The following is a 25,383-nucleotide window of genomic DNA, read 5'->3' as shown; positions in this document are numbered from 1 at the left end:
GGCAGATGTTGCCACGGGGCGGAGCGGTGCCCGAACGCCGAATAGTCCGCCACACCACTGTCGCGAATCGAGCGACACGCGACAGTGGTGTGGCGGACTATCTCGCCGGGGGGGGGAGGTCAGCCGCGCTGGCGGTCCTCGAAGGCGGCGGCGATCTCGAGCAGGCGGCGCTCCCCACCGTGCGGGGCGACCACCTGGATGCCGACCGGCAGGCCCTCGGCCGTGCGGCCGGCGGGCAGGGAGATGGCCGGGCAGCCGGTGACGGTGATGAAGTACGCCGAGCGCATCCAGTCCAGGTAGGTCTCCTGGGCCCGACCGTTGATGTCGGCCGGGTACTCCTGGTCCACCGGGAACGGCGGCACCTGGGAGACCGGCAGCACCAGCACGTCGTGGTGCTCGAAGAAGACGCGCATCCGCTCGGCGAGCGTGGTGCGCTGGGTGTAGGCGCGGGCCACGTCGGCGCCGGTCAGGGGCGCGCCGGCCTCGATGTTCGCGGCCAGCGACTCCTTGAGCTCCCCGGGGTGCGCGGCGTGCAGCGGGCCGAGCTTGGCCTGGAAGTGCCACGCGCGCAGGGTGCGGAAGGTGTCGTCGGCCTCGCGCAGGTCGGGGTGGGCGTCCTCGACGTGCGCCCCGCCGGCGGTCCACACCGCGGCGGACTCGCGCACCACGCGGGCCACCTCGTGGTCAACCTCGAAGGCGCCGCCCAGGTCCACCGAGAGCGCCACCCGCAGCCCCTGGAGGCTGCCCGCGAGCGGCTCGGCGAAGACCGATCCGGGCTCGCGCAGCGCCAGCGGCGCGCGCGGGTCGGGCCCGGCGAGCACCCCGAGCAGCAGCGCCAGGTCGCGCACGTCGCGCGCCATCGGCCCGCCGGTCGAGGTGGACTCCCACTGGTTGTACAGCGGCCACTCCGGGACCCGCCCGGTGCTGGGCCGCAGCCCCACGACCCCGCAGAACGACGCGGGGTTGCGCAGCGAGCCGCCCATGTCGGAGCCGTCGGCGAGCGGCACCATCCCGGAGGCCAGCGCCGCCGCGGCTCCCCCGCTCGACCCGCCGGCGGAGCGGCCGGGGTCGTGCGGGTTGCGGGTGACGCCGAAGACCCGGTTGAAGGTGTGCGAGCCGGCGGCGAACTCCGGCACGTTGGTCTTGCCCAGCAGCACCACGCCGGCACGGCGTACCCGCTCGACGATCAGCTCGTCGGCGTCCGGGACGTGGTCGGCGAAGAGCCGGGAGCCGTACGTCGTGCGCCAGCCGCCCACCGCGTGGGTGTCCTTCACCGCGAACGGCAGGCCGTGCAGCGGGCCGACCTCCTCGCCGCGAGCCAGCGCCTGGTCGGCCTCGGCGGCCGAGGCGCGGGCGCGCTCGGCGTCGAGGGAGACGATCGCGTTGATCTCGGGGTTGCGCTCCTCGATCCGGGCCAGGTGGAGCTCGAGCAGCTCGCGGGCGGAGATGCTGCGCGCACGCAGCGCGGCGAGCATGTCGCGGGCCGGCGAGTCCACGCCCAGGTCGGTCACCGGCGACGCCCGAGCAGCGCCCCGGCGAGCACGCCGACGAGCACCAGGCCGGCGCCGACGCCGATGCCGCGCAGGAACTCCTCCGAGGACCCGGCCGCCGCCCCGGCCTTGGCGGGGGCGGTGAAGACGCCGGGCTGGGCGGCGGGGGCCGTCGCCGCGGGGGCGCCCGGCTCGGCGGCGACCGGCGCACCCGGGGCGGCAGGCGCGGCGGCCGGAGTCGCGGTCGGCAGGCCGGAGGTGATCGCCTTCTCGACGTTGCCGAAGAACTCCGCGGCCATCCGCTTCGAGACGCTGGTCAGCATCCGCTGCCCCACGCCCCCGACCATGCCGCCGACGGTGGCGTCGGCCTCGTAGGCGACCTCGGTGCCGCCGTCGGTCGCGGTGAAGCGGACCGCGACGGCCGCGTCGACGGTGCCGGGGGCGCCGCTTCCGCGCAGGTGCATGGTCAGCGACTGGTGCTGGTCGAGGTCGGAGAGCCGGCAGGTGCCGGTGTAGGTGCCCTTGATCGCGCCGACGCCGGCGGTCACGGTCATGTCGTAGGCGTTCTCGCCGGTGGCGACGAGCCGCTCGCAGCCCGGGATGGTGGCGACCAGGACGGCCGGGTCGAGCAGGGAGTCCCAGACCCGCTCCACGGGTGCGGCGATGATGTTGGAACCGGCGATCTTCACGAGGTGTGCTCCTGACGCAGGGTGTGGAGGTCGGAGGGCGAGATGGGCATGGCGGTGATCGGGAAGCCCTCGGCGTCCTCGATCGCGGCCGCCACGACCGCGCTGACCGGGATGACCCCGGCCTCGCCCGCGCCCTTGATGCCGAGCGGGTTGAGCGGGCTCGGCGTCTCGAGGTGGTCGATGTCGATGCCGTCGGGGATCTCGGTGACGTAGGGCATCAGGAAGTCCATGAAGGAGGCATTGAGCAGCTGCCCGGACGGGTCGTAGGCCATCCGCTCGTAGAGCGCTCCCCCGATCCCCTGTGCCACGCCGCCGTGGATCTGGCCCTCGACGATCATCGGGTTGATCAGGTGGCCGCAGTCGTGGACCACGGCGTACTTCAAGATCGTGACCTCGGCGGTGTCCGGGTCGGTCTCCACGATCGCGGCGTGCATGCCGGAGGCGAACGTCGCGCGCTGGGGGCTGTAGAAGTCCTTGCCCTCCAGGCCGGGCTCGTCGTCCTCGGCGACCGGCGGCTTGCCGGGGTCCCCGACCGCGAACTGGGTGGCGGCCTTGGACGCCTCGTCGAAGGCGTAGCGCAGCGGGTTGGACAGCACCGCGATGGTGCCCAGGTCCAGCCGGCTCTCCGGCGAGCCCTTGACCCGCACGACCCCCTCGACGATCTCCAGGTCGGCCTCGTCGACCTCGAGGGCGTCGGAGGCGATCCGCAGCGCCTTCTCCTTGGCCCGCTTCGCGGCCAGGTGGATCGCCGAGCCGCTCATCACCGCGGCGCGCGAGGCGAAGGTGCCCACGGCGTACGGCATCCGACGGGTGTCGCCGGTGACCACCTCGACGTCCTCGAAGCGCACCCCGAGCTCGTCGGCGACGAGCTGGGCGAAGACGGTGGCGTGCCCCTGGCCCTGGGTGGTCAGGCCGGTGGCGACCTTGACCTTGCCGCTGGTCTCGATGTGCACGTGCGCGCCCTCGTAGGGGCCGACGCCGGTGCCCTCGACGTAGCAGGCCAGGCCGATCCCGACGGTGCGGCCCTGGGCGGCGAGCTCCTCGCGCAGCGCGGGGAACTCCTCCCAGCCGATCAGCTTCTTCAGCTTCTCCAGCGAGGCGGGGTAGTCGCCGGAGTCGTACTCCAGCTCCCGGCCGTCCTGGAAGATCAGGCCCTGGTCGAAGGGGAACTCGTCGGGCTGGATGAAGTTGGCGGCGCGCACCTCGGTGCGGTCCTTGCCCAGGTACGCCGCGATCTTGTCCATCGTGCGCTCCATGGCGAAGCAGCCCTGCGGGCGGCCCGCGCCGCGGTACGGCGTGACGATGACGGTGTTGGTGTAGATCGACTCGAAGACGACCCGGTAGACCTCGGGCTTGTAGGGCCCGAGCAGCTGGGTCGAGGTGATGATCGGGACGATCAGGCCGTACGGCGTGTAGGCGCCGTGGTCGTGCCAGAACATCACGTCCAGGCCGACGATGCGGCCCTCGTCGTCGAAGCCGACGTCGATGTGCTGCACCTGGCCGCGCTCGTGCGCGGAGGAGATGAAGTGCTCGCGTCGGTCCTCGGTGAACTTCACGGTGCGCCCGAGCAGGCGGGCCGCGGCCGGGACGAGGAGCTCCTCGGGCCAGGGGTGCATCACCTTGACGCCGAAGCCGCCGCCGACGTCGGGGGTGATCACGTCGACCTGGCCCAGGTCGAGGCCGAGCTTGACCGCGATGGCGGCGCGCACGCCGGTGGAGGTCTGGGTGGAGGTCCACACCTGGAGCCGGTTGGTGTCGGCGTCCCAGCGCGCGACGGTGCCGCGTCCCTCGAGCGGGGTGCAGGCGCTGCGCTCGATGTCGAGCTCGAGCTGGAGGCGGTGCGGGGCCCGGGCGAGCGCCGCCTCGACGTCGCCGGTGTTCTGCTCGCTGCGCGCGCCGACGTTGTCGGGCACGTCCTCGTGGACCAGGTGCTCGGCGGCGCGGGAGGCCTCGATGCCGACGACCGCCGGCAGCACCTCCCAGGTCACCTTGATCCGGTCCAGTGCGTCCTCGGCGATGTAGCGGTCCTCGGCGACGACGAAGGCGACCGCCTCGCCGACGTAGTTCACCTCCTCGCGCGCCAGGGCGTACTGGGTGCGGCCCTGGGTGAGGTCGGGGTGCGGGATCAGCAGCGGGAGCGGCTCGGCCAGCTCCGGGGACAGCGAGCCGAGGTCCTCGTGGGTCCAGACCAGGTGGACGCCCTCGACGTCGAGGACGTCGGACATGTCGATGTCGACGATCCGGGCGTGGGCGTGCGGGCTGCGCAGCACCGCGGCGTGCAGCGTCGAGGGGTCGGCGTGCACGTCGTCGACGTAGCGGCCCTGGCCGCGCAGGAAGCGCTGGTCCTCGGTCCGCTGGACCTTCTGGCCCATCAGCTTGGTGGTCACCGGGACACCTCCTCCGGGCGGGCCTCGGACGGGGTCTCCTCGGCGCGCGCGATCTCGGCGGCCCGCTCGACCGCCTTGACGATGTTCTGGTAGCCGGTGCAGCGGCACAGGTTGCCCGCGACCATCTCGCGGGCCTCCTCGTGGCTGGGGTCGGGGTTCTCGCGCAGGCAGGCGGTGACGGTGGTGAGGAAGCCCGGGGTGCAGAAGCCGCACTGCAGGCCGTGGCACTCGGCGAACGCCTGCTGGACCGGCCCGAGCGAGCCGTCCTCGCGGGTCAGCCCCTCGACGGTGGTGATCTCGGTGTCGACGGCGGAGACCGCGAACATCAGGCAGGCCCGCACCGGGCGCCCGTCGACCAGGACGGTGCACGCCCCGCAGACGCCGTGCTCGCAGCCCACGTGGGTGCCGGTGAGGCCCAGGTCGTGGCGCAGCGCGTCGGAGAGCAGCCGGCGCGCCGGCACCTCCGCCTCCCGGGTGACCCCGTTGACGCTCAACCTGATCCGGTGCAGTTCCTCGCTCATGCCGCAGCCTCCCGAGCCTTGGTGACCACGCGCCGGACCAGGGTGCGCACCAGCTGTGCGCGGTAGTCGGCGGTGGCATGGATGTCGTCGGCGGGGTCGAGGTGCGCCAGTGCGGCCTCGCCCAGCCCGTCGTCAGGGACGCCGGTGAGGTCGACGACCGTGGGGACGTCGCTCACCGACACGAAGCCCGCGCGCACGCTGTCGCCGTGGACGACCACGGCGACGCCGGCCAGGGCGTAGTCGCCCTGGCGCCGCGAGATCTCCTCGAAGGCGACCCCGGCCCCGGCGGGCAGCGCGGGGAAGAACGCCGAGGTCGCGATCTCGTCGGGCCGCAGCGCGGACTCCAGGGGGCCGAGGAACAGCTCGTCGGCCGGGATCGTGCGGGTGCCGGTGCTGGAGGCGGCCTCCACCGAGCCGCCGAGCAGGCTCAGCACGACGGGCATCTCGGCGGCGGCGTCGGCGTGCACGATCGACCCGACGGTGGTGCCGCGGTTGCGGATCGTCGGGTGTGCGACGTGCGCCAGGGCCGCGGGGACCAGTGGCTGCACCCGTCGTACGTCGGGGTCGGCGAGCAGGTCGGCGTGGCGCACCAGGGCGCCGACACGGACCCCGGCCTCGGACACCTCGATGGTGTCGAGGCCGGGGAGCGCGTTGATGTCGACCAGCGCCTGGGGTGCCGCGATGCGCATCGAGAGCAGCGGCACCAGGCTCTGTCCGCCCGCGAGTACCTTCGCGTAGCTCTCGCCGGCGAGGGTCTCCAGGGCCTCGGCGAGGGTCGTCGGTCGGTGGTACGCGAACGGTGCAGGCTTCACTCGGCGTGGGCTCCCTTGTGCGTGTGCTGGTCCTGGGGCGCCTCGATGGGCTGGCCCGGGACCGGGGGGACGGGGTGGGCGGGCGCCACGTCGGGCACCCGGTGCTCCGGCGGGGCGACCATCCGGGCGAGGTGGTACCCGGCGACCACGACGACCGTGCCGAGGGCGATGCCGGTCAGCGCGAAGTCGTCGCTGAAGCGCAGCGTGCTCTCCGGGACGATGCCCAGGATGATGCCGGCGCCGATCGGGACCAGGTTGAGCGGCTTGGCGAAGTCGACGTTGTTCTCGCGCCAGATCTTCGCGCCGAGCAGGCCGATCATGCCGTACAGGACCAGGGTGATGCCGCCCAGGACGGCCGGCGGGGTCGCGTTGATGATCGCGCCGAACTTGGGCACCAGGCCGAGGGTGATGGCCACGATCGCGGCCACGAAGTAGGCGGCCGTGGAGTAGACCCGGGTGGCGGCCATGACGCCGATGTTCTCGGCGTACGTCGTGGTCGGCGAGCCGCCGACGCTGGTGGCGATGACGGTGCCGACACCGTCCGCGGCCACGGCACGCCCGACCATGGGGTCGAGGTCGGTCTTGGTCATCTCGGCGACGGCCTTGACGTGGCCGACGTTCTCGGCGACCAGGGCGATGACGGCGGGCAGCACCAGCAGGACGAAGGAGAGCTCGAAGTTCGGCAGGTGCCAGCCGACGGCGCTCAGGTTGCCCAGCTCGTTCTGGTTGCCGACCAGGCCCTCGGCGGTCTCCTTGGGGAATCCGAACCAGGCCGCGTCCTTGACGCCGCTCCAGTCCACGCGGTCGCCGTCGACGCCGGGCACGCTCAGCAGGTCGAAGACCCACGAGAGCAGGTAGCCGACGAGCAGGCCCAGGAAGATCGCGATGCGGCCGACGAAGCCGCGCAGGCCGACGGCCATCACGATGACCGCGGTCATCGTGATGATGGCGACCCACGGGTCGGCGGGCATGTAGACCCCGGTGGCGACGGGCGCCAGGTTGAAGCCGATCAGCAGCACCACGGCGCCGGTGACCACCGGCGGCAGCACGGCGTTGACCACCCGGGCGCCGAAGTAGTGGATCACCAGGCCGACCAGGGCCAGCACGACGCCGGCGACCAGGATCGCACCGGTGACATCAGCGGGTCCGCCCTGCTGGGCGTAGATCGCGGCCGCGCCGCCGACGAACGCCGCGGACGTGCCGAGATAGCTGGGGACCTTGCCCTTCACGATGAGCAGGAAGCAGATCGTCGCGATGCCGCTCATCATGATCGCCAGGTTGGCGTTCAGGCCCATGATGATCGGGAAGACGAAGGTCGCCCCGAACATCGCGACGACGTGCTGGGCTCCGAGGCCCACCGTCTTGCCCCAGGCGAGGCGCTGGTGCGGTGCTACGGCCTCGCCGGGCGCGGGATCGACGAGATCCCACTTGAACATCGACATCGGCTGTCCTCTTCTCTTCGTGGCGGCACGGGCCCCGAGGACTGCCAACGTAGTGAGGTGCAGGACACACCATCGACGGCGACACTCGCCCAACGGAGTTCACTTTCGCTGGCAAAGGTTGGGCGGCGCGCCTGCCCACGCACGCAGCGGAATCTGGGCGTGGTCTGGACCGGGCAGCACCGTGCCCGGCCCGGGATCAGGCCGTGATCAGGTCGTGATCTCCAGCACCCGGAGGGCGACCGCGACGTCGAGGCGCAGGTGCGGGTCGGCCGACAACGGACCGAGCAGCCGCTCGAGCTTGGAGACCCGGTAGCGCATCGTGTTGTAGTGGAAGAACTGCGTGCGCGCGGCCTCGGCCACGTTGAAGTTGGTGTCGATGAGCACCTGGAGGGTCTCGCGCAGGTCGGCGGCCTCCGGCGTCGCGTGGGACAGCGGCCCCAGGACGTCACGGGTGAAGGCGTGCAGCTCCGCGGGGTCGGGCACGAGGGCGATCAGGCGGTGCAGGCCCAGCTGGTCGAAGAAGGTGGTCGACGCACCGCCGTGCACCCGGTGGCCGATCTCGACCGCGCGCCGCGCCTGTGCGTAGGCCTCCGGCAGCGCGTCGACGCCCGCGGCCACCCGGCTGACGCCCACGGAGAACGGGCGGCGCCCGCCGCCGCGGTCACCGGTCACCGCGGTGATGGTGCGGCGTACGACGTCCTCGCCGGGGTGGCCCTCCGACGTCGTGGCCGGCCCGAGCTCCACGGGCAGCAGCGCCACCACCTCGGAGGTGAAGTCGACGCACGGGATGCCGGGGTCGAGGCTGCGGGTCACCTGGCTCCAGGCCGCGGCGAAGCGCTCCTGCCACGAGCGCTGGCTGGCGCGCGACACCGGCGGCTCGTCCGGGCCGAGCGGATCGATCTCCGCGACCACCACGACCACCGGCCGGCGCAGCTCCCACCCGAAGGTCTCGGCGTGCTCCGCCACGTAGTCCTCATCGCCCGCGCGGCGCAGGAACAGGTCGCGCAGGAAGTCGCCCTGGTACTTGTTCTCGACAGCGGTCACCGCCTGCTCACGGGTGATCAGCAGCGCCGCCACCGCCGCGGCCCGCTCGAGGGCGTGGATGTCGTCGGAGTCGATGGGCGCGTCGGGGCGCAGGCACACCAGGCGGGCCAGGTCGACGCCGCTCGCGGCGACCCGCAGCGACCGCACCTCACCGGCGCCGGCCGGCGATCCCGAGGTGCCGATCCGCTCCACCCGCAACCGACCGGTGCCGTCGACGAGGTCCTCGGCGACGAGCAGCGCCCGTTGGTCCTCGGCCATCGCGCCCGCCCGCTCGCGGCCGTCGCTGGAGGTCACCAGCACCCCGACGCCCAGCACCCGGGCCACCTCCGCGGCGATGCCCCCGAGGTCGCCGCCCTCGAGCACGATCTGGGTCAGCGCGGCGTGGAGCGCGTCGACGCGGGCGAGCGCCGCGATCGCGCTGTCCTCCCGGTGGTGGTCTATCAAGATGTGCACTCCCCTAGGCCGATCCTTGGCAGATCCTCACATTCTGCCTCACCGGGCCCGCCACTAGCGTCGAGGACGTGTCCCCCTCCCCCACGCCCGCCACGGCCAGCGCCGTGATTGCGGCGAGCGCGCCGACGCGGGTCCGCGACACCCTCGCGGCCGCCCCCGACGGCCCGGTCCCGGTGGTGCACCGCGGCTCCCAGGCGGTCTACGTCGAGATCGGCGGCCGCTGCATCGGCGTCGTCTCCGCGAGCGCGGCGGCCGTGCCGTGCGCGCTGCGGGTGGCCGGCGACGTCGTCCCGCCCGCCGGGCGCGCCGCCGTGCGTGACGGGGTGCTGCACCTCGACGACGTGGCGCTGCGCATCGGGCGCCTGCTCGACGTCCGGGTCCCCCGGCTCTCGGGTCGTGCCGCGCTCGCCGCGACGCCCGCCGGTCCCGCGCGGCTCTCGCGCGAGGAGGTCGCCGCGATGGTCGGCGTCGGCGACGGCCTCACGCCGTACGGCGACGACGTGCTGTGCGGCTGGCTGGCCGCCCACCGCGCGGCCGGCGTCGCCACCCCCGAGGTCGACGACGCGGTCCGCGCACTGGCGCACCGCACCACCCTGCTCTCCGCGACCCTCCTCGACTGCGCCGTGCGCGGCGAGGTGCTCCCGGAGTTCGCGGCCTGGCTGCGCGCCCTCGGCACCCCCGGGGAGCCCGCCGCCGCCGCCACCCTCGCTTCCATCGGCCACACCTCCGGCCTCGGTCTGCTGCGCGGCGCCCGGCGCGCGCTGACCGCCCTCGGCATCCGGGCGGAGGTCGCTGCATGAGCACAGCCGTCAGTCCCCAGACCGGTCCCGGCACCGGCACGTCCCACGTCGAGCTGCGCTCGGGTGCGTACGCCGACTCCGTCGCCCTGCTCCAGGTGAGCCGCAGCGTCCAGGGCACCCCCGGGGTCCAGGCCGCGCAGGTCGCGATGGCCACCCCGCTCAACGTCGAGGTCCTGACCTCGATGGGGTTCGCCGTGCCGGACGCGGCCGGGCCCAACGACATGGTGGTCGCCGTGCGCGTCGACGGCGAGGACGCCCTGGCCGGCGCGCTCGCCGCGGTCGACGAGGCGCTGCGCGCCGCCGGGCGGCGCTCCGAGGGCACCGCCGAGGTCGCGCCCCACCGCACCACCGCCGCAGCCCTGCGCGACGCCGAGGAGGGCGCGGTCGCGCTGGTCTCGGTGCCGGGTCAGCACGCGCTGGTCGAGGCGATGGACGCCCTCGACGCCGGACGCGACGTGATGGTCTTCAGCGACAACGTCCCCGTCGAGCACGAGGTCGCCCTCAAGCGGGTCGCCGCCGAGCGGGGCCTGCTGGTGATGGGCCCCGACTGCGGCACCGCCGTCCTCGGCGGCGTCGGGCTCGGGTTCGCCAACGTGGTCGGCCCCGGCCCGGTGGGCCTGGTCGCCGCCTCGGGCACCGGGTGCCAGCAGCTGCTCTCGCTCCTCGACCACGCGGGCGTCGGCGTGACCTCGGCGCTCGGCGTCGGCGGCCGCGACCTGTCCGCGGAGGTCGGCGCCCTCGCCACCCGTGAGGGTCTGCGCCGCCTCGACGCCGACCCCGAGGTCGAGCTGGCCGTCGTGGTCTCCAAGCCCCCGGCCGCCTCCGTGGCCGCCGAGCTCGAGGAGTACGCCGCCTCGCTCGGCACCCCCGTGGAGCTGGCGCTCCTCGGCGCCGGGCAGCCCGACCTCACCGCCGCCGCGGAGCGGGTGCTCACCCGGCTCGGCGTACCCGTCCCGGAGTGGCCGGTATGGGGCTCCGCCCCCGCCGCCACCGGCCCGCTGCTGCGCGGCCTCTTCGCCGGCGGCACGCTGGCCAGCGAGGCCCGGCTGATCGCCGCCGAGGCGCTCGGCGAGGTCACCAGCGCGCCCGCCGCGCTGGGCGAGGAGACCCACGCGGTCGTCGACTTCGGCGACGACGAGCTCACCACCGGCCGCGCGCACCCGATGATCGACCCGACCCTGCGCCTGGAGCAGCTGGCCCGGGTGGGTGCGGACCCCCGCACCGGCGTGGTGCTGCTCGACGTCGTGCTCGGCCACGGGGCCGAGGACGACCCGGCCGCCTCGCTGGCGCCCGCCCTCGCCGCCGTCGCCGCCCCCGTCGTGGTCACGGTGGTCGGCACCGCGGCCGACCCCCAGGACCTGGAGCGGCAGGTGCGGCTGCTGGCCGAGGCCGGCGCCGAGGTCCACCTGTCCAACGCCGGCGCGACCCGTCGCGCCCTCGAGCTGCTGGAGGCCCGCGCATGAGCACCACCACCCCCGTCTCGTCGGTCGTCAACGTCGGCGCGGACCTGCTCGCCGACGCCGTCGCCAACCAGGCCGTCGACGTCGCGCGCGTCGACTGGCGCCCGCCGCTGTCCGGCACCGAGGCCGACCTCGCCGCCGTCGCGGCCGACCCGCTGCGCCGGGACGCCAACGCCCGCGCGGTCGCGGCGTACCACGGGGTGACGGCGCGCCTCGTCGACGTCGTCCCCGCCTCCGAGGCCCTCGGCCTGGAGCCCGGGCAGTTCCTCCACGCCGGCCCGCCGATCACCTGGGACCGCGCGTCCGGGCCGCTGCGCGGCGCGCTGCTCGGCGGCGCGGCCTTCGAGGGCCTGGTCGAGGACCCCGAGGACGCCGCCGCGCTCTTCGAGTCCGGCTCCTCGGTCTCGCTGGAGCCCTGCCACCACCGCGACACCGTCGGTCCGATGGCCGGCGTGGTCACCCCGAGCATGTGGATGTTCGTGCTGGAGGACCTCGAGACCGGGCGGCGTACCCACTGCTCGCTCAACGAGGGCCTGGGCAAGGTGCTGCGCTACGGCGCCTACTCCCCCGACGTCCTGGAGCGGCTGCGCTGGATGCGCGACGTGCTCGGCCCGCTGCTGCAGGGCTCGGTGCGCGCGGTGCGCGACTCCGCCGGACCGGTCGACGTGACCGGCATCCTCACCCAGATGCTCCAGATGGGCGACGAGGCCCACAACCGCAACCGCGCCGGCACCCTGATGATGCTGCGCGACCTCGCCCCGGCGATGGTGCTGGAGAGCGAGCGCGGCGGGCTGTCGCCGAACGACGTCGCCGAGGGCCTGCGGTTCATCGGCGGCAACGACCACTTCTTCCTCAACCTCGCGATGCCCGCCTGCAAGCTGGCGCTCGACGCGGCCCGCGGCATCGAGGGCTCGACGATGGTCGTGGCGATGGCGCGCAACGGCACCGACTTCGGCATCCAGACCGCCGGCACGGGCGATGAGTGGTTCACCGGGCCCGCCCAGCTCGCCGACGGGCTCTTCCTCGGCGACTACGGCCCGGACGACGCCAACCCCGACATCGGCGACTCGGCCATCACCGAGACCGCCGGCATCGGTGGCTTCGCGATGGCGACCGCCCCCGCGATCGTGCGCCTCGTCGGCGGCACCGTGCCCGACGCGCTGGCCACCACCCGCCGCATGCACGAGATCGCACTCGCGGAGAACCCGCGCTGGTCGGTGCCCGTCCTGGACTTCCAGGGCACCCCGACCGGCATCGACGTGACCCGCGTGTGCCGCACCGGCATCCTGCCGCAGATCAACACCGGCATGGCCGGCAAGGTCGCGGGCGTGGGCCAGGTCGGCGCCGGCCTGGTCACCCCGCCCGAGGAGATCTTCCCCAAGGCGCTCGCCCGCCTCGCCGAGCTCGCCCGCGAGCGCGCCGCCGTGGTCGCAGCCCACTGACTGCTCGCACCGGACAGCGGTGCTGCGCAGTCATCCGACGGCTGCGCAGCACCGCTGTCCCGTTCCTGCGCCCCTCGCGCCCGCTGCCGTGCCAAGGTCATGGCCATGAGCTATGACCTCATCGTGTGGGAGGGCGACGCCCCGGTGTCCGACGAGGCAGCGAGGGCCGTCTTCGTCCGGCTGATGGAGCGAGCGGAGGAAGACACCGCCGCGGAGCCGACCGCCGCGATCCGCGCCTACGTCCACGCCCTGTTGCAGCGCTGGCCGGACATCACCGAGGACGCCGGCGAGGACTCCCCCTGGGCGGACGGCCCCCTCGTCAACAACGCCTCCGGCGACGCGATCCACTTCTCGCTGGTGTGGAGCGCCGCCGAGGAGGCGTCCGCGTACGCCGCGCGGGTGGCCGGCGAGCACGGACTCGTCTGCTACGACCCCCAGCTCGAGGCGCTGCGTACGCCGCCCGCGCGCGGCGGGGGCGCCCGACGTCGTTGGTTCCGGCGCTGACCCTCCGGCGCGCACCATTCGAGGGCATCGTGGTCGAGCGAGCGCGCCGTTGGTCGAGCTTGTCGAGACCCACGCAGGGGTGGGACCCCGTACGCCTGGCTACCGACGGGGGCCGGGGCGATCGATCTACTGGTCGGGCGGGTGCGCGGTGACGAGGCGTGTCTCGCCGCGGTCCTTGATCAGGTGCAGCCCGTGCGGGGATCGCCAGAGGTAGGTCGTCGCGTCGGTCCTGTCGTAGGTCCACGGGGTGTGGGTCTTCGCTCGGTGATGTCGCCGACAGAGCGGCGCAAGGTTGCAACTGCAGGTCGGGCCACCGGTGCCGTGGGTGATGACGTGGTCGGTGTCGCACCTGCGGGCCGGTCGTTCACACCACGGGAGTGCGCACACCTGCTGGGTCAGACGGGTCTGCTCGGTGAGCTTGTCGGGTATCGCGTAGGCGTCGGTCGGGTGGTGGTCCTCGAGGTCAATGACCGGCTTGATCACCACCTCGGCGTCGCCGGTGCACCACGCGCGGACCTGCTCGGTCGACACGATCAACCGGGTCTCCTCGACGCGGGCGATCCCGGCCTCGTCGCGACTGATCGCGGCACCCGAGAGGTGGACGTGGATGACGACCTGCCGCGGCTTCACCACCGAGGCGGCATCTTGACCGCCGTCGTCGCCCGCTTCAGCACGCAGGTCAAAGGCGAGCTGGCGTCGGGCGAGCTCACCGGCCGCCATCGAGCGGCGCACGTCCATCGACTCCGTCGACCCGAGCGCGGCGAGCTCTTCTGCGCCCTGGCGGATCGCGGTGTCCAGGTCGAGGGCATCGGCGAGGTCGAGCTCGCCCTCCACCCGGATGGTGCCGTCGTGGGTGGCCTCGCGGGTGTGCACGTCGAAGCGGCGTCCGTCGGCTCCTGCGCGGCGCTGCTTCTCCGCACCGTCGGGATCGAAGACCGCCCGGGCGTGGTCAACGAGCCGCTCGATGCCGGCCCAACCGACTCTTCCGACGCTCCCGGCGAGCTGGCGGTCCACGAAGTCCGCGCCGTCCGGCGGCAGGCTCACGGTGAGCTGCGCGCCCCGGCGACCCTTCCAGACCGGGACCTCACCGGCACGCATCTGCTGCCAGGTCCGCGGCAACCGGTGCGCCAGCTCCAGCGCCGCACCCACCAACGCACGCGCGGCGTCAGTGGACATCCCGAGCGCGGCACCGAGATCGACTCGGCCGGGTGCATCGCCGCCCAGGCCAGCGCGGCCTCCAGGACCCCGAACTCCGCCCGCTGCACCGCAGCCCGCTGCTCCTGCGCGAACGCGCCAGCACGGCGGCTGGGGAGTCGCAGTCGGAGAGCTCGGAGTCGGCCATGCCTCATTCTATTCGAACGCACGTTCGAGAAGAAGAGCTTCTCCACTGTGGTCCCGACAAGCTCGACCACCGGGGCGGCTGCTCGACCGACGGGCGGCGTACGGATCAGATCTCGGGCGTCCGCTCGTTGTAGACCCCGGCGCACTCCTGACCGCTCAGCTTCTGCACCTCGGCCATGACCTCGTCGGTGAGCTCGCGCCGAGCCTTGCCCAGGGGCATCCCCTCGAAGCGGTCGCCCACCTCGATCGGGCGCCCGAACTCCACGGTGATCGGCACGATCCGGGGCAGGCGCGCCCCGACCGGCTGGACCCGCTCGGTGCCCACCAGGCCGACCGGGACGATCGGGCAGCCGGCGGTGAGCGCGAGGTGCGCGACGCCGGTGCGTCCCCGGTAGAGCCGCCCGTCCCGCGAGCGCGTGCCCTCGGGGTAGATGCCGAACGCCTCGCCGCGCCCGAGCACCTCCAGCGCGGTGTCCAGGCTGGCGATCGCGGCACGGGAGTCGTCGCGGTCGACCGGGAGCATGCCGAGCCCCTCGAACCAGGCACGGCTGATCGCGCCCGAGACGCCGGTGCCGGTGAAGTAGTCGGACTTGGCCAGGAACACCACGGTGCGCGGCACGACCACCGGGATCACCACCGAGTCGACGAAGCTGAGGTGGTTGCTGGCCAGGATCACCGGACCGGTCCGCGGGACGTTCTCCAGCCCCCGGACCGTCGGGCGCCAGACCGCGCGGGCGAGGGGCGGGACGATCGAGTGGAGGGCTCGGTACAGCACGTCGCCCAGTCTGGTGGTTACTCACCGGTCCGCCGATCCGGTCCGTACCTCGGGCGCGCCCCCTGCGCCACGAGCGCCGACTCGACGCGCCACGAGCGCCGACTCGACGCGTCACACGAGCCGACTCGGCGATCAGCGCCGGTGCCCGGCGCACCGGGCTGCGCCCGCTGGCGCTCGCCGCGGCGCTGGCGGCGCTCCCGGCCTGGGCCTCCCTCCTGGTCGCCGGGCTGGTCCGCGGCGCCCTCGACCTCCCTCCGTCGCCGCGCTGGGGCTCGGCCTGCTCGCGGCGTACCCGGGCCGGCGCCGTCGCGCGGTGCTCGCCCCGGCTGCCCTGGTCCTCGCCCTCGCGGGCGCCGCCACCGTGGCCCTCGTGGTCGAGGCGCGCTGGCCGCTCGTCGCAGCCCTGCTCGTCCCGGGGATCGCGGCCGCGGCGTACGGCCTCCGCCGCGCCGGTACGACGTGGACCGCGGCCGGCCTGGCGGTGCTGGCGGCCGCGGTCGTCGTGGGCCTGCCGAGCGCGGCGCTGGCCGCCGCGCCGCTCCTGGTCCTGGTGGTCCTGGCCGGTCTCCTGAGCGCCGAGGAGCGGCGGCCGGGCCCGGCGGTCCTCCCGCTCGCCGGCGGGCTGCTGGTGCTGGCGCTCGGCGACCTCGCCGGCGTGCCGCTGCACGTGGTGAGCCTCGTGGTGCTGCTGGCCCTCGGGCTGCTGGCGCTCGCCCGGCCCTCACGCTGCTCCTCGGCGGGGTGCGGCTGCGCTGGCACGCCCCGGTCGCCGTGGGCGCCGCCGTCGGCCTGCTGCTGGTGCTGCGCGAGCTGGCGCCCTGGGCCGCCGCGACCCCGCAGTGGCTCCTCATCGCCGCGGCCGGCGCCCTGCTCAGCGCGGTCGGGGTCACCTGGGAGCGCCGGGTCGCGGACCTGCGCCGCGCGGCGGCGTACGCCGGCCGGTTCCGCTGACGCACCCGGGCCCACCTGCCGGAGCGCCGACCCCCAGCAGCTGGCGGTCCGGGCGCGGCGAGAGGCCCCCGGGAGCTCTCCCGGGGGCCTCGTGGCCTGGCGGTGCTGCTCAGATCAGCCAGCGGTGGCGCTGCACCAGGGGAAGCCGGGCCCAGAGGGCTCCGAGGCCGAGGGTGCGTCCGCTGTCGAGCAGGGCCAGCATGACGAGCAGGCCGGCGTAGACGAGGTGGTCGTCCATGAACGGGTTGTTCTCCGGCCACAGCGCGGCGGCCCACATGAACACCAGCATCACGGCGCCCGAGACGGCGGCGATGCGGACGCCGATGCCCAGCACCAGGGCCAGCCCGATGCCTGCCAGCCCGACCATGAACACCACGTCGACGAGCGTGTGCCCGGCAAGGCTCTGGAAGGTGTCGGCGAACGGGCCGGAGGTGCCGAAGGAGAGGAAGCCCTCCGTCGGGCTGCCACCGTTGAGCCAGGAGGAGCCCCGCTCGGTGGCGAAGCCGAGGCCGAACAGCTTGTCGAGGAAGGCCCAGAGGAAGACCCAGCCGAGGCTGATGCGGAGCACGGCGCCGACGTAGCGGGCCGCACGGGCGCGGGGCGTCTCCGGCGCCAGCTCCGGGTGGACGAGGTCCGGGTCCGGCAGCGAGACGCTGCCGTGGTGCTCACCTCGGTGCGTGGTGCGGATGTTCGTCATGGCTGCTCCTCCTGTTCCCTCGGGCCTGTCGTTCTCTGGTGACTCCACGGTGCGCCTCGCGGCGTCGGTGCAGACAGAGGCGGAGGTGTACAGCCGGCGGGACCTACTTCCCGCGCCTCGCGGGGTCAAGGTCCGCCCGGGCGGCGCGCAGGTCGACGGCGCCCGAGGCCCGGCACGGCGTGCCCTCCTCCCGGTGGTGCTCACGGGCACGCGCGGCCAGGTCCGGGGGCAACGTGCCGTCGGCGCGGACCACCCGCCACCACGGCACGGCGCCACCGTGCTCGGCCATCACCGCACCGACCCGGCGGGGGCCGAAGCGGCCCACCACCGCCGCGATCTCGCCGTACGTCGTGGCCCGGCCCGGTGGCACCTGCTCGACCAGGGAGAGCACGGCCTCGACGTAGTCCTCGGGATGGCGCACGTCCCCGACGGTAGCCACGCCGGCGCGAGCAAGCCGGTGCCGGGGCGTCGATCTGGACCGGCGCTCCGGGCCCGTGCCGGCCCGGAGCGCCGTCCTCGCCCCCCGGCGAGTCAGAGGAGCCGGCGGAACGGCTCGATGCCCGGCACCAGGCGCAGCCCCTCGATGCCGGAGTGGCGCTGGGCGAAGGTGAGCTCGCGGCGCAGGTCACCGAGGTTGTTCGACAGCGGCAGCGGGAGCAGCCCCAGCGTCGAGAGGCTGCCGACCGCCCGGCCGTCGGCGCTGAGGAACGCCGAGCCGGAGTCCCCCGGGATCCCGGGGGTCAGGGTGTAGACGGGGTGCGACCACCCGCCGGTGGCGGGGTCGTCGCCGAGGGCGATGCCGGCCTTCGGGGAGAGCACGGTGAGCCCGCCGCGCAGGCTCGAGCTGCCGTAGGACCAGACCCGCTCGCCGGCGCGCAGCCCGTCGGTGTCGATGCCGGTCGGCCCGCCCCAGAACGGGACCGAGGGGTTCACTGCCGCCACGTCGGCGACGTCCACGCGCACCAGGGCGAAGTCGTTGGCAGCGCAGGTGGCCGCGTCGGTGGTCCCCCGCCGCGCCATGGTCAGCCACGAGGAGTACGCCAGCCGGCCCCCGCCGACCCGCGTGCCCTCGCCGAGCAGGCTGCCGCCCTCGTGGAAGCCCACCCGGGTGCCGAGCGGCAGCGAGCCCGCGGCGCAGCCGTCGGTGTCGGTCGCACCGCCGGTGCCGGCGCAGTGCGCGGCGTACCCGACGTAGACGCGGGACGCCGCGTCGGTGAAGACGAAGTTGCCCGTGCACTGCCCGCCCGCGGTGTACATCTGCACCCCCGGGGTGATCCGGGCGGTGTCGGCCGGCGCCCAGGCCCGCGACGGGGCCGCACCGGCGGGGGCGGGCAGGAGGAGCAGTGCGACCACCAGTGCCCCGACGAGCACCAGGGCCGCCACCACGGACGCTCCGGACGGGGCCCGGCGTGCGGTGCGGGGGCAGATCGGCGTGCTCGCCATGGGAGCTCCTCGTCGTCGGGCGTCGCGTGGCCCAACGAGAGGTCCAACGCACCCGGCGCCGACGGGTTACGCGCGCACCACCGTCCGGCCCGCCCCCTCCCCGCGCCGACCCCCGGACGCGACACTGCCCCGCCCGGCGGACCGGACGGGGCAGTGCGAGGAGCAGGCGGACCTGCGAGGCGTGACTCAGTACGCCGGCTGGCTGGGGTCGATCTGGTTGACCCAGGCGACCACGCCGCCACCGACGTGCACGGCGTCGGCGAAGCCGGCACCCTTGACGATGGCCAGGGTCTCGGCCGAGCGCACACCGCTCTTGCAGTGCATCACGATCTGCTTGTCCGAGGGCAGCTTCTCCAGCGCCGAGCCGTTGAGGAACTCGCCCTTGGGGATCAGCACCGAGCCGGGGATCTTGTTGATCTCGTACTCGTTGGGCTCGCGGACGTCGACGAGGACGAAGTCCCGCGTGCCCTCCTCGCGCTCCTTGAGCATCTGCTCGAGCTGGACCACCGAGATCGTCGACCCGGCCGCGGCGTCGGCGGCCTCGTCGGAGATCGCGCCGCAGAAGCTCTCGTAGTCGATGAGCCCGGTGACGGTGGCGTTCTCGCCGCACAGCGCGCAGTTGGGGTCCTTGCGGACACGCAGCTTGCGGTACTCCATCTCGAGGGCGTCGTAGATCATCAGCTTGCCGACGATCGGGTCACCGATGCCGGTGAGCAGCTTGATCGCCTCGTTGACCTGGATCGAGCCGATGGAGGCGCACAGGACACCGAGGACACCGCCCTCGGCGCACGAGGGGACCATGCCCGGCGGCGGCGGCTCGGGGTAGAGGCAGCGGTAGCACGGCGCGTCGACCGACTCGCCCTTCTCGTCGACCGCGTGCGGCCAGAAGACCGACGCCTGGCCGTCGAAGCGGTAGATCGAGCCCCAGACGTAGGGGATCTTCAAGAAGTACGCCGCGTCGTTGACCATGTAGCGGGTCGCGAAGTTGTCGGTGCCGTCGACGATGAGGTCGTAGCCCTCGAAGATGCCGAGCACGTTGTCGTTGTCGAGGCGCTCGTTGTGCACCACGACGTTGACGTAGGGGTTGGCCTCGCGGATCGAGTCGCGCGCCGACTCCGCCTTGGGGCGACCGATGTCGCTCTGGCCGTGGATGATCTGGCGCTGCAGGTTGGACTCGTCGACCTCGTCGAACTCGGCGATGCCGATCGTGCCGACACCGGCCGCGGCCAGGTAGAGCAGCGCGGGGCTGCCCAGGCCGCCGGCGCCGATGACCAGCACCTTGGCGTTCTTGAGCCGCTTCTGCCCGGTCATGCCGACGTCGGGGATGATCAGGTGGCGGCTGTAGCGACGCACCTCATCGATGCTCAGCTCGTCCGCCGGCTCCACCAGGGGAGTAAAGGACACGACATGCTCCTTGCAGGGTTCGTCTCGGTAGTCGGCGACGACGGCGGCCGGTGGCCGCGACCGTCCACGGCACAACGCCGCACGACACCACCATGTTCCCCCGTCCCCCTGAGCGGCCCCGCACGGCGTCCCGTCATCCGGACCCGGGCTACGGGCCGGTAGGGTCTGGCGACGACGCACGAGATCGGACTCGCTGAGGAGCACAGGTGGGCGCAGGGCAGTACGACGTCGACGGCAGCCGCCCACGGGGTGCGCGCATGCCGCGCCGCGAGCGACGCGCCCAGCTCCTCGGGGCGGCCCTCGAGGTCTTCGTGGCGCAGGGCTACCACGCCGCCGCGATGGACGACATCGCCGAGCGGGCCGGGGTCTCCAAGCCGGTGCTCTACCAGCACTTCCCGGGCAAGCTGGACCTCTACCTCGCGCTGCTCGACGCCTCGTGCGACACGATCATCGACAACTGCCGCCAGGCCCTGGCCGCGAGCCAGGACAACAAGGTGCGCGTCGCCGCCGCGATCGACGCCTTCTACGACTACGTCGCCAGCGAGTCCGGCGCGTTCAAGCTGGTCTTCGAGTCCGACCTCACCAGCGAGCCGGCGGTGCGCGAGCACACCGAGCGCGTCACCACCGAGTGCGCGGCGATGATCGCCGAGGTCATCACCGAGGACACCGACCTGCCCCAGCCGGCCGCCCGCCTGCTCGCGGTCTCCCTGGTCGGAATGGCGCAGGTCTCCGCGCGGTTCTGGCTCGCGGAGGCCGGTGGCATCTCCCGTCCCGACGCCGCGGCGCTCGTGGCCGGGCTGGCCTGGCGCGGCATCCGCGGCTACCCCCGCACGGACTGACCCGCACCGGGCGCGGTCCCGCTGGGCGAACCCCTCGGCGCCGCTCCCACCCCCGCTCCCGCACCATCCGAAGCAGAACCCATCAAGAGTTCATCAGAAGGAGGACCCGTGGAGGTCAAGATCGGCGTGCAGCACGCGCCCCGCGAGCTCGTCGTGGACACCGACGTCACCGGCGACCACGTCCAGGAGCTGCTGGCCCAGGCCGTGGCGGCGGACTCCGTCTTCACCCTGACCGACGTCAAGGGCCGCACCGTCATCATCCCCGCCTCGAAGGTGGCCTACGTCGAGGTCGGCTCCAGCGTCGTCGGCCAGGTCGGCTTCCGGGGCTGAGCACGAACACCCTCCCGCGATGCTCGTCAGCGACATCCTCTGGGCTCTGGTCGGTGGCACCGCCATCGGCCTGCTCGGCACGCTGCTGACCTCGCGGGACCACGGCGAGCTCCGCGACCCCGTCGAGGTGGACGCGGTGCCGCTGTGGCTCTCGATCCTGTGCGGTGTGGGCGGCGTGGCCCTGGGCAACGCCGCCTACACCCACATCTGGGCGCCGACCACGCCGGGACTGGACTGGTGGCGCCACGGCTGGCAGGTCGCCGGCGCGCTGCTGCTCGTCGGCGCCGCCGCGGCCCTGACCGTCGCGCGCCGTCGCCGGCGCTGAGGTCGTCGGCGCTGGGTCGTCGGCGCTGGGTCGTCGGCGCGGTGGCTCAGCTCGCGAGGCCGAGGCTGTCCATCCGCTCGGCGTGCCGCTCGGTGAGCCGCGCGAACATCCGCCCGATCGCGGCCAGGTCGAGCCCGGGCCGGTCGGTGCCACCGGCCAGCAGCGCGGAGAGCGAGTCCCGCTCCGCCGCGACCCGCTGGGCCTGGATCAGCGCCTCCCCCACCAGCCGGCGCCCCCACAGGGCGAGCCGGCCGCCGAGGCGCGGGTCGCGGGCGATCGCCGCGCGCACCCGGTCCACGACGAACGCCGAGTGGGCGGTCTCCTCCAGCGAGCTCACGATCAGGTCGCGGGTCTCCACGTCGAGGTACGCCGCGACCTCGCGGTAGAAGTCGTCGGCCAGCCCGTCGCCGACGTAGGCCTTGATCAGGCCCTCGTACCAGTCCGACGGCGCGGTGTGCTCGTGGAAGGAGTCGATCGGGCTCCGGAACGGCGCCATCGCCACGAACGGGTCCGCGCCGAGCTCCTCGAGGCGCTGGTGCAGCAGCCGCACCTTGCCGAACTCGCCGGCCGCCATCGTCGCGATCGCGACCTTGTCCTCCAGGCTCGGAGCCAGCCGTGCGTCCTCGGCGAGACGCTCGAACGCGCTGATCTCGCCGTACGCCACCGCACCCAGCAGGTCGACCACTGCCTCGCGGTACGCCGGGTCCTCCAGCGCGAGCGGGCCGTCCGGTCCGGGCGAGGATGCAGTCATGCTCCGACCCTACCGATAGACTGCCGGCGAAAGTCCCGTGGCGTCCCCTTCCCCACCGCTCCTGCAGTGCCGAAGGATCCGGGCGCCGCCTGCATGTGCGCGGCTGACGCCGTCGTCAGGGGTTACCCGCTCTTCTCGATGAGGTCCGCCGCACCGATCCCACTTCGGTCTGACGGCTGAACCTCTCAGAAAGAGACGAGACACTGACCACCACCTTCCGCGAGCTCGGGGTCCTCCCCGGGATCTGCGACGCCCTCGAGCGCGCCGGCATCACCACTCCCTTCGCCATCCAGGAGATGACCCTCTCGGTCGCCCTGATGGGCACCGACCTGATCGGCCAGGCCCGCACCGGCACCGGCAAGACGCTGGCCTTCGGCATCCCCGTGATGCAGCGCAGCATCGCACCCAGCGACCCGGCGTACGCCGACCTGCCGCAGGGCAAGCCGCAGGCGCTGATCGTCGCCCCGACCCGTGAGCTCGCGCTCCAGGTCTCCAGCGATCTGCACCTGGCCAGCAAGGACATCGGGCTGCGCGTGCTGACCGTCTACGGCGGCGTCGGCTACGACACCCAGCTCGAGGCCCTCGAGGCCGGCGTCGACATCGTCGTCGGCACCCCCGGTCGCCTGATCGACCTGGCGAACCGCAAGGCCCTGGACCTCTCCCACGTGCACGCGCTGGTGCTCGACGAGGCCGACGAGATGCTGGACCTGGGCTTCCTGCCCGACGTCGAGCGCCTGCTGTCGATGACCCCCGAGACCCGCCAGACGATGCTCTTCTCCGCGACCATGCCCTCGGCGATCGTCGCGCTGGCGCGCACCCACATGCGCCACCCGATGAACATCCGCGCGGAGTCCTCCTACGAGAACGCCACCGTCCCCACGACGGCGCAGTTCATCTACCAGGCCCACGACCTGGACAAGACCGAGATGATCGGCCGGATCCTCCAGGCCGAGGACGTCGAGAAGATCGTGGTGTTCACCCGCACCAAGCGCCAGGCGCAGCGGGTGGCCGACGACCTCACCGAGCGCGGCTTCAAGGCCAGCCCGCTGCACGGCGACATGGCCCAGGTCGCCCGGGAGAAGGCGATGACGAAGTTCCGCGAGGACAAGATCCAGGTCCTCGTGGCCACCGACGTCGCCGCGCGCGGCATCGACGTCCGCGGCGTCTCCCACGTCATCAACTACACCTGCCCCGAGGACGACAAGACCTACGTCCACCGCATCGGCCGCACCGGCCGCGCGGGCGCCTCGGGCATCGCGGTCACCTTCGTCGACTGGGCGGACCTGCACCGCTGGAAGATGATCAACAAGGCGCTGGACCTGCCCTTCGACTCGCCGCTGGAGACCTACTCCACCTCCGAGCACTTCCTGCACGACATGGGCGTCCCGCCGGGCGTCAAGGGCCGCATCGTGCCCCCGGCCCCGGTCGAGCGCAAGGAGCGCGCGCCGCGCCAGGAGCGCGACGCCGAGCGTCCGCCCCGCAACCGGAACCGCAACCGCACCCGGACCCGCAGCGGTGAGTCCGTCGCCGACGGGGCCACCGCGTCCGACACCGCCGACGCGCCGGCCGCGTCCGGCAGCGCGCCCGCCGAGGGCACGTCCGGCGAGGGCGAGGGCGGCGCGAGCCGCAACCGTCGCCGTCGTCGTCGCCGCTCCACCGGTGCCTCGGGCGCCGAGGGCGGCAGCGGCTCCGCGTCGCAGGACGCCCCCGCCGACGCCTGATCGGCACCACCCGCACCGGCCCGGGCCTCGCACGTCGAGGCCCGGGCCGTTTGGCATCTCCGGGCCCGCTCAGGCGTACGACGCGGGGTGCCACCGCCTCCCCGGAGGGATGGTGTCAGCGAGTGACGACGACGGTGGTGCCGAGCGGCGCGAAGTCCCACAGCCGGCGGGCGTCGGAGCGCCGCTGGCGGATGCACCCGTGCGAGGTCGGGGTCCCGAGCTCGTCGACGCCCTGGAGCGGCACGCCGTCCTTGACCGGGATGTCGTGGAAGCCGATCGCGGCACCCGAGGGGCCGCGGGTGAAGCGCACGAACCACTTCATGGTGCCGGAGTCCTCGATGCCCACGGCGTCCTCGGAGCGCGAGTAGACCTCGTAGGTCCCGGGCTCCAGGTTGTCGTGGACGGTGCCCGAGACCAGGTAGGTGTGCTCGACCCGCCTGCCGTCGACCAGCCAGACCCGCTGGCGGCTCTCGCTGTAGACCACCCGGCGCCCTTGCCCCGAGCCCGGCGGCAGGGAGGTGTCGAACGACAGGCCGGCGGCGTAGGCCGCCGCGTCCACGGGGACGAGCTGCTGCGCCCCGCGTCCCGAGCGGCCCCGCTGCGCGGCCGCGCCGGTGTCGGCGGTGTCGGTGTCGGCGGTGTCGTCGTCCGCGTCGCCGGCGGCCCCCTCCTCGGGGTCCGTGGCGGCATCCGGCTCGGCGGGATCGGCGGACAGCTGCTGCGCGGTGACGGCCGCGGCGTCGCGGGCGACCGGCACCGAGCCGTCGCCGCCGGGCAGGACGCCGGTGCCGCCCAGGACGGCCACGAGGGTCACGACGAGCGCGGCGCCCAGCGCGGAGATCCGGCCGTAGCGCGGGCGCACCGGGGCGCGGTGGCTGCCCACGTCAGGACGGCTTCCGGGAGGAGCGGGCCGTCGTGCGCCCGGCCTTCCGCGGCGGGTCCGGGGTGGGACGAGGTCGCTCCGCGCGCCGCAGGAGGCTCTCGGCGGCCGCGCGGTACGCCGCCGCGCCCTTGCTGCTGCGGCTGGTGCTCAGGATCGAGCGCCCGACGGCGGGGGCCTCGGCGAACCTGATGGTCTTGGGGATCGGCGGCTCGACGACCTCGAGGTCGTAGGTCTGGGAGATCGTGTCCAGCACGGTGCGGGCGTGCTGGGTGCGCGCGTCGTACAGCGTGGGCAGGACGCCCCACACCTCGAGGCCGCGGTTGGTGAAGCGGCGCACGTCGTGGACGGTGTCGAGCAGCTGCCCGACCCCGCGGTGCGACAGCGTCTCGCACTGCAGCGGCACCAGCACGCCGTCGGCGGCGGTCAGCGCGGCGACGGTGAGCACGCCCAGCGAGGGCGGGCAGTCGAGCAGCACCCAGTCGTAGCCACCGTCCTCGGTGCCGGCGAGCGCCTCGTCGAGGTCGCTCAGCACGGCGGCGAGCACCTGCTCGCGGCCGGTGCGGGTGAGCAGCTCGGCCTCGGCGCGGGCCAGCTCGATGGTGGCCGGCAGCAGGTCCACGCCGTCCTCGGTGGTCACGATGACCTCGAGCGGGTCCAGGCCCTGGGTGAGCACGTGGTGGACCGAGAGCCCCAGGTCCTCGGGGTCGATGCCCAGCGAGAACGTCAGGCACGCCTGCGGGTCGAGGTCCACGAGCAGCACGGAGTGGCCCAGCTCGGCGAGCGCGGCACCGAGCGAGGCGACCGACGTGGTCTTGGCGACGCCGCCCTTCTGGTTGGCGATCGCGAGTGTGGTGGTCATCGGTCGTCATCATGCCGGAA

At 73.8% G+C, this 25,383-nt stretch carries 25 protein-coding genes; 9 read left to right on the top strand and 16 right to left on the bottom strand.

From position 1 onward, the window contains the following. Positions 1 to 119: 119 nt before the first annotated feature. From HOQ23_RS04255 to HOQ23_RS04225, 7 genes are all read right to left on the bottom strand, one after another. Complete coding sequence (locus HOQ23_RS04255) at positions 120 to 1,511, bottom strand: amidase (RefSeq protein ID WP_172212133.1); 1,392 nt, start codon at positions 1,509 to 1,511, stop codon at positions 120 to 122. Beyond that, positions 1,508 to 2,179 (bottom strand): carbon monoxide dehydrogenase subunit G, encoded by a 672-nt coding sequence (locus tag HOQ23_RS04250; protein ID WP_172212132.1) that lies wholly within the window; start codon positions 2,177 to 2,179, stop codon positions 1,508 to 1,510. The genes HOQ23_RS04255 and HOQ23_RS04250 overlap by 4 nt, the downstream gene beginning before the upstream one ends. Then, positions 2,176 to 4,566, bottom strand: coding sequence for an aerobic carbon-monoxide dehydrogenase large subunit (cutA, locus tag HOQ23_RS04245; protein WP_172212131.1), 2,391 nt, complete (start codon positions 4,564 to 4,566; stop codon positions 2,176 to 2,178). Before cutA ends, HOQ23_RS04250 begins: the two co-directional genes overlap by 4 nt. Then, entirely contained in the window at positions 4,563 to 5,087 is a 525-nt protein-coding gene (locus tag HOQ23_RS04240) for a (2Fe-2S)-binding protein (RefSeq protein WP_172212130.1), read from the bottom strand. The genes cutA and HOQ23_RS04240 overlap by 4 nt, the downstream gene beginning before the upstream one ends. Further along, the gene (locus tag HOQ23_RS04235) at positions 5,084 to 5,899 is read right to left on the bottom strand and encodes a xanthine dehydrogenase family protein subunit M (RefSeq protein ID WP_172212129.1); all 816 of its coding nucleotides are present in this window, start codon (positions 5,897 to 5,899) and stop codon (positions 5,084 to 5,086) included. The genes HOQ23_RS04240 and HOQ23_RS04235 overlap by 4 nt, the downstream gene beginning before the upstream one ends. Further along, positions 5,896 to 7,341, bottom strand: coding sequence for a uracil-xanthine permease family protein (locus HOQ23_RS04230; RefSeq protein ID WP_172212128.1), 1,446 nt, complete (start codon positions 7,339 to 7,341; stop codon positions 5,896 to 5,898). The genes HOQ23_RS04235 and HOQ23_RS04230 overlap by 4 nt, the downstream gene beginning before the upstream one ends. 207 nt (positions 7,342 to 7,548) lie before the next feature. Continuing rightward, the gene (locus tag HOQ23_RS04225) at positions 7,549 to 8,838 is read right to left on the bottom strand and encodes a helix-turn-helix domain-containing protein (RefSeq protein WP_172212126.1); all 1,290 of its coding nucleotides are present in this window, start codon (positions 8,836 to 8,838) and stop codon (positions 7,549 to 7,551) included. Between the two features lie 68 nt (positions 8,839 to 8,906). Between HOQ23_RS04225 and HOQ23_RS21460 the strand changes: the two genes are divergently transcribed. The 4 genes from HOQ23_RS21460 to HOQ23_RS04205 all read left to right on the top strand — a co-directional run bounded on the left by HOQ23_RS21460 (position 8,907) and on the right by HOQ23_RS04205 (position 13,044). Next, positions 8,907 to 9,638 (top strand): DUF2877 domain-containing protein, encoded by a 732-nt coding sequence (locus tag HOQ23_RS21460; RefSeq protein ID WP_172212124.1) that lies wholly within the window; start codon positions 8,907 to 8,909, stop codon positions 9,636 to 9,638. Continuing rightward, on the top strand, positions 9,635 to 11,101 hold the full coding sequence (locus HOQ23_RS04215; RefSeq protein WP_172212122.1) for an FdrA family protein: 1,467 nt from the start codon (positions 9,635 to 9,637) through the stop codon (positions 11,099 to 11,101). The genes HOQ23_RS21460 and HOQ23_RS04215 overlap by 4 nt, the downstream gene beginning before the upstream one ends. After that, positions 11,098 to 12,540: a DUF1116 domain-containing protein gene (locus HOQ23_RS04210; protein WP_172212120.1), complete on the top strand. Its 1,443-nt coding sequence runs from the start codon at positions 11,098 to 11,100 to the stop codon at positions 12,538 to 12,540. Before HOQ23_RS04215 ends, HOQ23_RS04210 begins: the two co-directional genes overlap by 4 nt. Before the next feature lie 105 nt (positions 12,541 to 12,645). Next, the gene (locus HOQ23_RS04205; RefSeq protein ID WP_172212118.1) at positions 12,646 to 13,044 is read left to right on the top strand and encodes a hypothetical protein; all 399 of its coding nucleotides are present in this window, start codon (positions 12,646 to 12,648) and stop codon (positions 13,042 to 13,044) included. A gap of 126 nt (positions 13,045 to 13,170) precedes the next feature. Here the strand turns inward: HOQ23_RS04205 and HOQ23_RS04200 are convergent, their stop codons facing one another. Together HOQ23_RS04200 and HOQ23_RS04195 are read right to left on the bottom strand one after the other, a co-directional pair. Continuing rightward, positions 13,171 to 14,268, bottom strand: a complete 1,098-nt coding sequence (locus HOQ23_RS04200; RefSeq protein WP_301539698.1) for an HNH endonuclease signature motif containing protein — start codon at positions 14,266 to 14,268, stop codon at positions 13,171 to 13,173. A 223-nt stretch (positions 14,269 to 14,491) separates the two neighbouring features. Continuing rightward, positions 14,492 to 15,160 (bottom strand): lysophospholipid acyltransferase family protein, encoded by a 669-nt coding sequence (locus HOQ23_RS04195; protein WP_172212114.1) that lies wholly within the window; start codon positions 15,158 to 15,160, stop codon positions 14,492 to 14,494. Here HOQ23_RS04195 and HOQ23_RS21455 point away from each other — a divergent pair. Beyond that, complete coding sequence (locus HOQ23_RS21455; protein ID WP_367650377.1) at positions 15,041 to 16,111, top strand: SCO7613 C-terminal domain-containing membrane protein; 1,071 nt, start codon at positions 15,041 to 15,043, stop codon at positions 16,109 to 16,111. The genes HOQ23_RS04195 and HOQ23_RS21455 overlap by 120 nt on opposite strands. Before the next feature lie 109 nt (positions 16,112 to 16,220). Here HOQ23_RS21455 and HOQ23_RS04185 read toward each other — a convergent pair whose 3' ends face one another. From HOQ23_RS04185 to moeZ, 4 genes are all read right to left on the bottom strand, one after another. After that, the gene (locus HOQ23_RS04185; protein WP_172212110.1) at positions 16,221 to 16,808 is read right to left on the bottom strand and encodes a DoxX family protein; all 588 of its coding nucleotides are present in this window, start codon (positions 16,806 to 16,808) and stop codon (positions 16,221 to 16,223) included. Between the two features lie 103 nt (positions 16,809 to 16,911). Next, positions 16,912 to 17,229 (bottom strand): MGMT family protein, encoded by a 318-nt coding sequence (locus tag HOQ23_RS20765; protein ID WP_172212108.1) that lies wholly within the window; start codon positions 17,227 to 17,229, stop codon positions 16,912 to 16,914. Between the two features lie 110 nt (positions 17,230 to 17,339). After that, positions 17,340 to 18,251 (bottom strand): hypothetical protein, encoded by a 912-nt coding sequence (locus tag HOQ23_RS04175; RefSeq protein WP_172212106.1) that lies wholly within the window; start codon positions 18,249 to 18,251, stop codon positions 17,340 to 17,342. Positions 18,252 to 18,437: 186 nt separating this feature from the next. Further along, the gene (gene moeZ, locus HOQ23_RS04170; RefSeq protein WP_172212104.1) at positions 18,438 to 19,655 is read right to left on the bottom strand and encodes an adenylyltransferase/sulfurtransferase MoeZ; all 1,218 of its coding nucleotides are present in this window, start codon (positions 19,653 to 19,655) and stop codon (positions 18,438 to 18,440) included. 257 nt (positions 19,656 to 19,912) lie between these two features. Here moeZ and HOQ23_RS04165 point away from each other — a divergent pair, with 257 nt between their 5' ends. The 3 genes from HOQ23_RS04165 to HOQ23_RS04155 all read left to right on the top strand — a co-directional run bounded on the left by HOQ23_RS04165 (position 19,913) and on the right by HOQ23_RS04155 (position 21,149). Beyond that, complete coding sequence (locus tag HOQ23_RS04165; protein ID WP_172212449.1) at positions 19,913 to 20,494, top strand: TetR/AcrR family transcriptional regulator; 582 nt, start codon at positions 19,913 to 19,915, stop codon at positions 20,492 to 20,494. Between the two features lie 108 nt (positions 20,495 to 20,602). After that, positions 20,603 to 20,824, top strand: a complete 222-nt coding sequence (locus tag HOQ23_RS04160) for a DUF3107 domain-containing protein (protein ID WP_172212102.1) — start codon at positions 20,603 to 20,605, stop codon at positions 20,822 to 20,824. A gap of 19 nt (positions 20,825 to 20,843) precedes the next feature. Beyond that, positions 20,844 to 21,149, top strand: coding sequence for a hypothetical protein (locus HOQ23_RS04155; protein ID WP_172212100.1), 306 nt, complete (start codon positions 20,844 to 20,846; stop codon positions 21,147 to 21,149). 46 nt (positions 21,150 to 21,195) lie between these two features. Here HOQ23_RS04155 and HOQ23_RS04150 read toward each other — a convergent pair whose 3' ends face one another. Beyond that, on the bottom strand, positions 21,196 to 21,900 hold the full coding sequence (locus tag HOQ23_RS04150) for a ferritin-like fold-containing protein (protein ID WP_172212098.1): 705 nt from the start codon (positions 21,898 to 21,900) through the stop codon (positions 21,196 to 21,198). A 176-nt stretch (positions 21,901 to 22,076) separates the two neighbouring features. On the opposite strand from HOQ23_RS04150, the gene HOQ23_RS04145 reads away from it, so the two are divergent. Continuing rightward, on the top strand, positions 22,077 to 23,621 hold the full coding sequence (locus HOQ23_RS04145) for a DEAD/DEAH box helicase (RefSeq protein WP_172212448.1): 1,545 nt from the start codon (positions 22,077 to 22,079) through the stop codon (positions 23,619 to 23,621). Positions 23,622 to 23,736: 115 nt separating this feature from the next. On the opposite strand, the gene HOQ23_RS21450 is transcribed toward HOQ23_RS04145, so the two are convergent. Together HOQ23_RS21450 and HOQ23_RS04135 are read right to left on the bottom strand one after the other, a co-directional pair. Continuing rightward, positions 23,737 to 24,504: a L,D-transpeptidase gene (locus tag HOQ23_RS21450; protein WP_172212096.1), complete on the bottom strand. Its 768-nt coding sequence runs from the start codon at positions 24,502 to 24,504 to the stop codon at positions 23,737 to 23,739. A gap of 1 nt (position 24,505) precedes the next feature. Next, positions 24,506 to 25,363: a ParA family protein gene (locus tag HOQ23_RS04135; protein ID WP_172212094.1), complete on the bottom strand. Its 858-nt coding sequence runs from the start codon at positions 25,361 to 25,363 to the stop codon at positions 24,506 to 24,508. Between the last annotated feature and the right edge of the window lie 20 nt (positions 25,364 to 25,383).

Source organism: Nocardioides sp. zg-DK7169, from assembly GCF_013155365.1.
Taxonomy (GTDB): Bacteria; Actinomycetota; Actinomycetes; order Propionibacteriales; family Nocardioidaceae; genus Nocardioides.
Note: the sequence above shows the minus strand (reverse complement) of the source record. Positions and strands in the feature narration are given on the sequence as shown.

What these genes read in the sequence shown, in the direction of transcription:
- HOQ23_RS04240 (WP_172212130.1), bottom strand. Translation starts at nt 5,087, where the DNA reads ATGAGCGAGGAACTGCACCGGATCAGGTTGAGCGTCAACGGGGTCACC.
- HOQ23_RS04135 (WP_172212094.1), bottom strand. Translation starts at nt 25,363, where the DNA reads ATGACCACCACACTCGCGATCGCCAACCAGAAGGGCGGCGTCGCCAAG.
- HOQ23_RS04185 (WP_172212110.1), bottom strand. Translation starts at nt 16,808, where the DNA reads ATGACGAACATCCGCACCACGCACCGAGGTGAGCACCACGGCAGCGTC.
- HOQ23_RS04215 (WP_172212122.1), top strand. Translation starts at nt 9,635, where the DNA reads ATGAGCACAGCCGTCAGTCCCCAGACCGGTCCCGGCACCGGCACGTCC.
- HOQ23_RS04150 (WP_172212098.1), bottom strand. Translation starts at nt 21,900, where the DNA reads ATGACTGCATCCTCGCCCGGACCGGACGGCCCGCTCGCGCTGGAGGAC.
- HOQ23_RS04175 (WP_172212106.1), bottom strand. Translation starts at nt 18,251, where the DNA reads ATGGCGAGCACGCCGATCTGCCCCCGCACCGCACGCCGGGCCCCGTCC.
- HOQ23_RS04210 (WP_172212120.1), top strand. Translation starts at nt 11,098, where the DNA reads ATGAGCACCACCACCCCCGTCTCGTCGGTCGTCAACGTCGGCGCGGAC.
- HOQ23_RS04165 (WP_172212449.1), top strand. Translation starts at nt 19,913, where the DNA reads ATGCCGCGCCGCGAGCGACGCGCCCAGCTCCTCGGGGCGGCCCTCGAG.
- HOQ23_RS04230 (WP_172212128.1), bottom strand. Translation starts at nt 7,341, where the DNA reads ATGTCGATGTTCAAGTGGGATCTCGTCGATCCCGCGCCCGGCGAGGCC.
- HOQ23_RS04155 (WP_172212100.1), top strand. Translation starts at nt 20,844, where the DNA reads ATGCTCGTCAGCGACATCCTCTGGGCTCTGGTCGGTGGCACCGCCATC.
- HOQ23_RS04205 (WP_172212118.1), top strand. Translation starts at nt 12,646, where the DNA reads ATGAGCTATGACCTCATCGTGTGGGAGGGCGACGCCCCGGTGTCCGAC.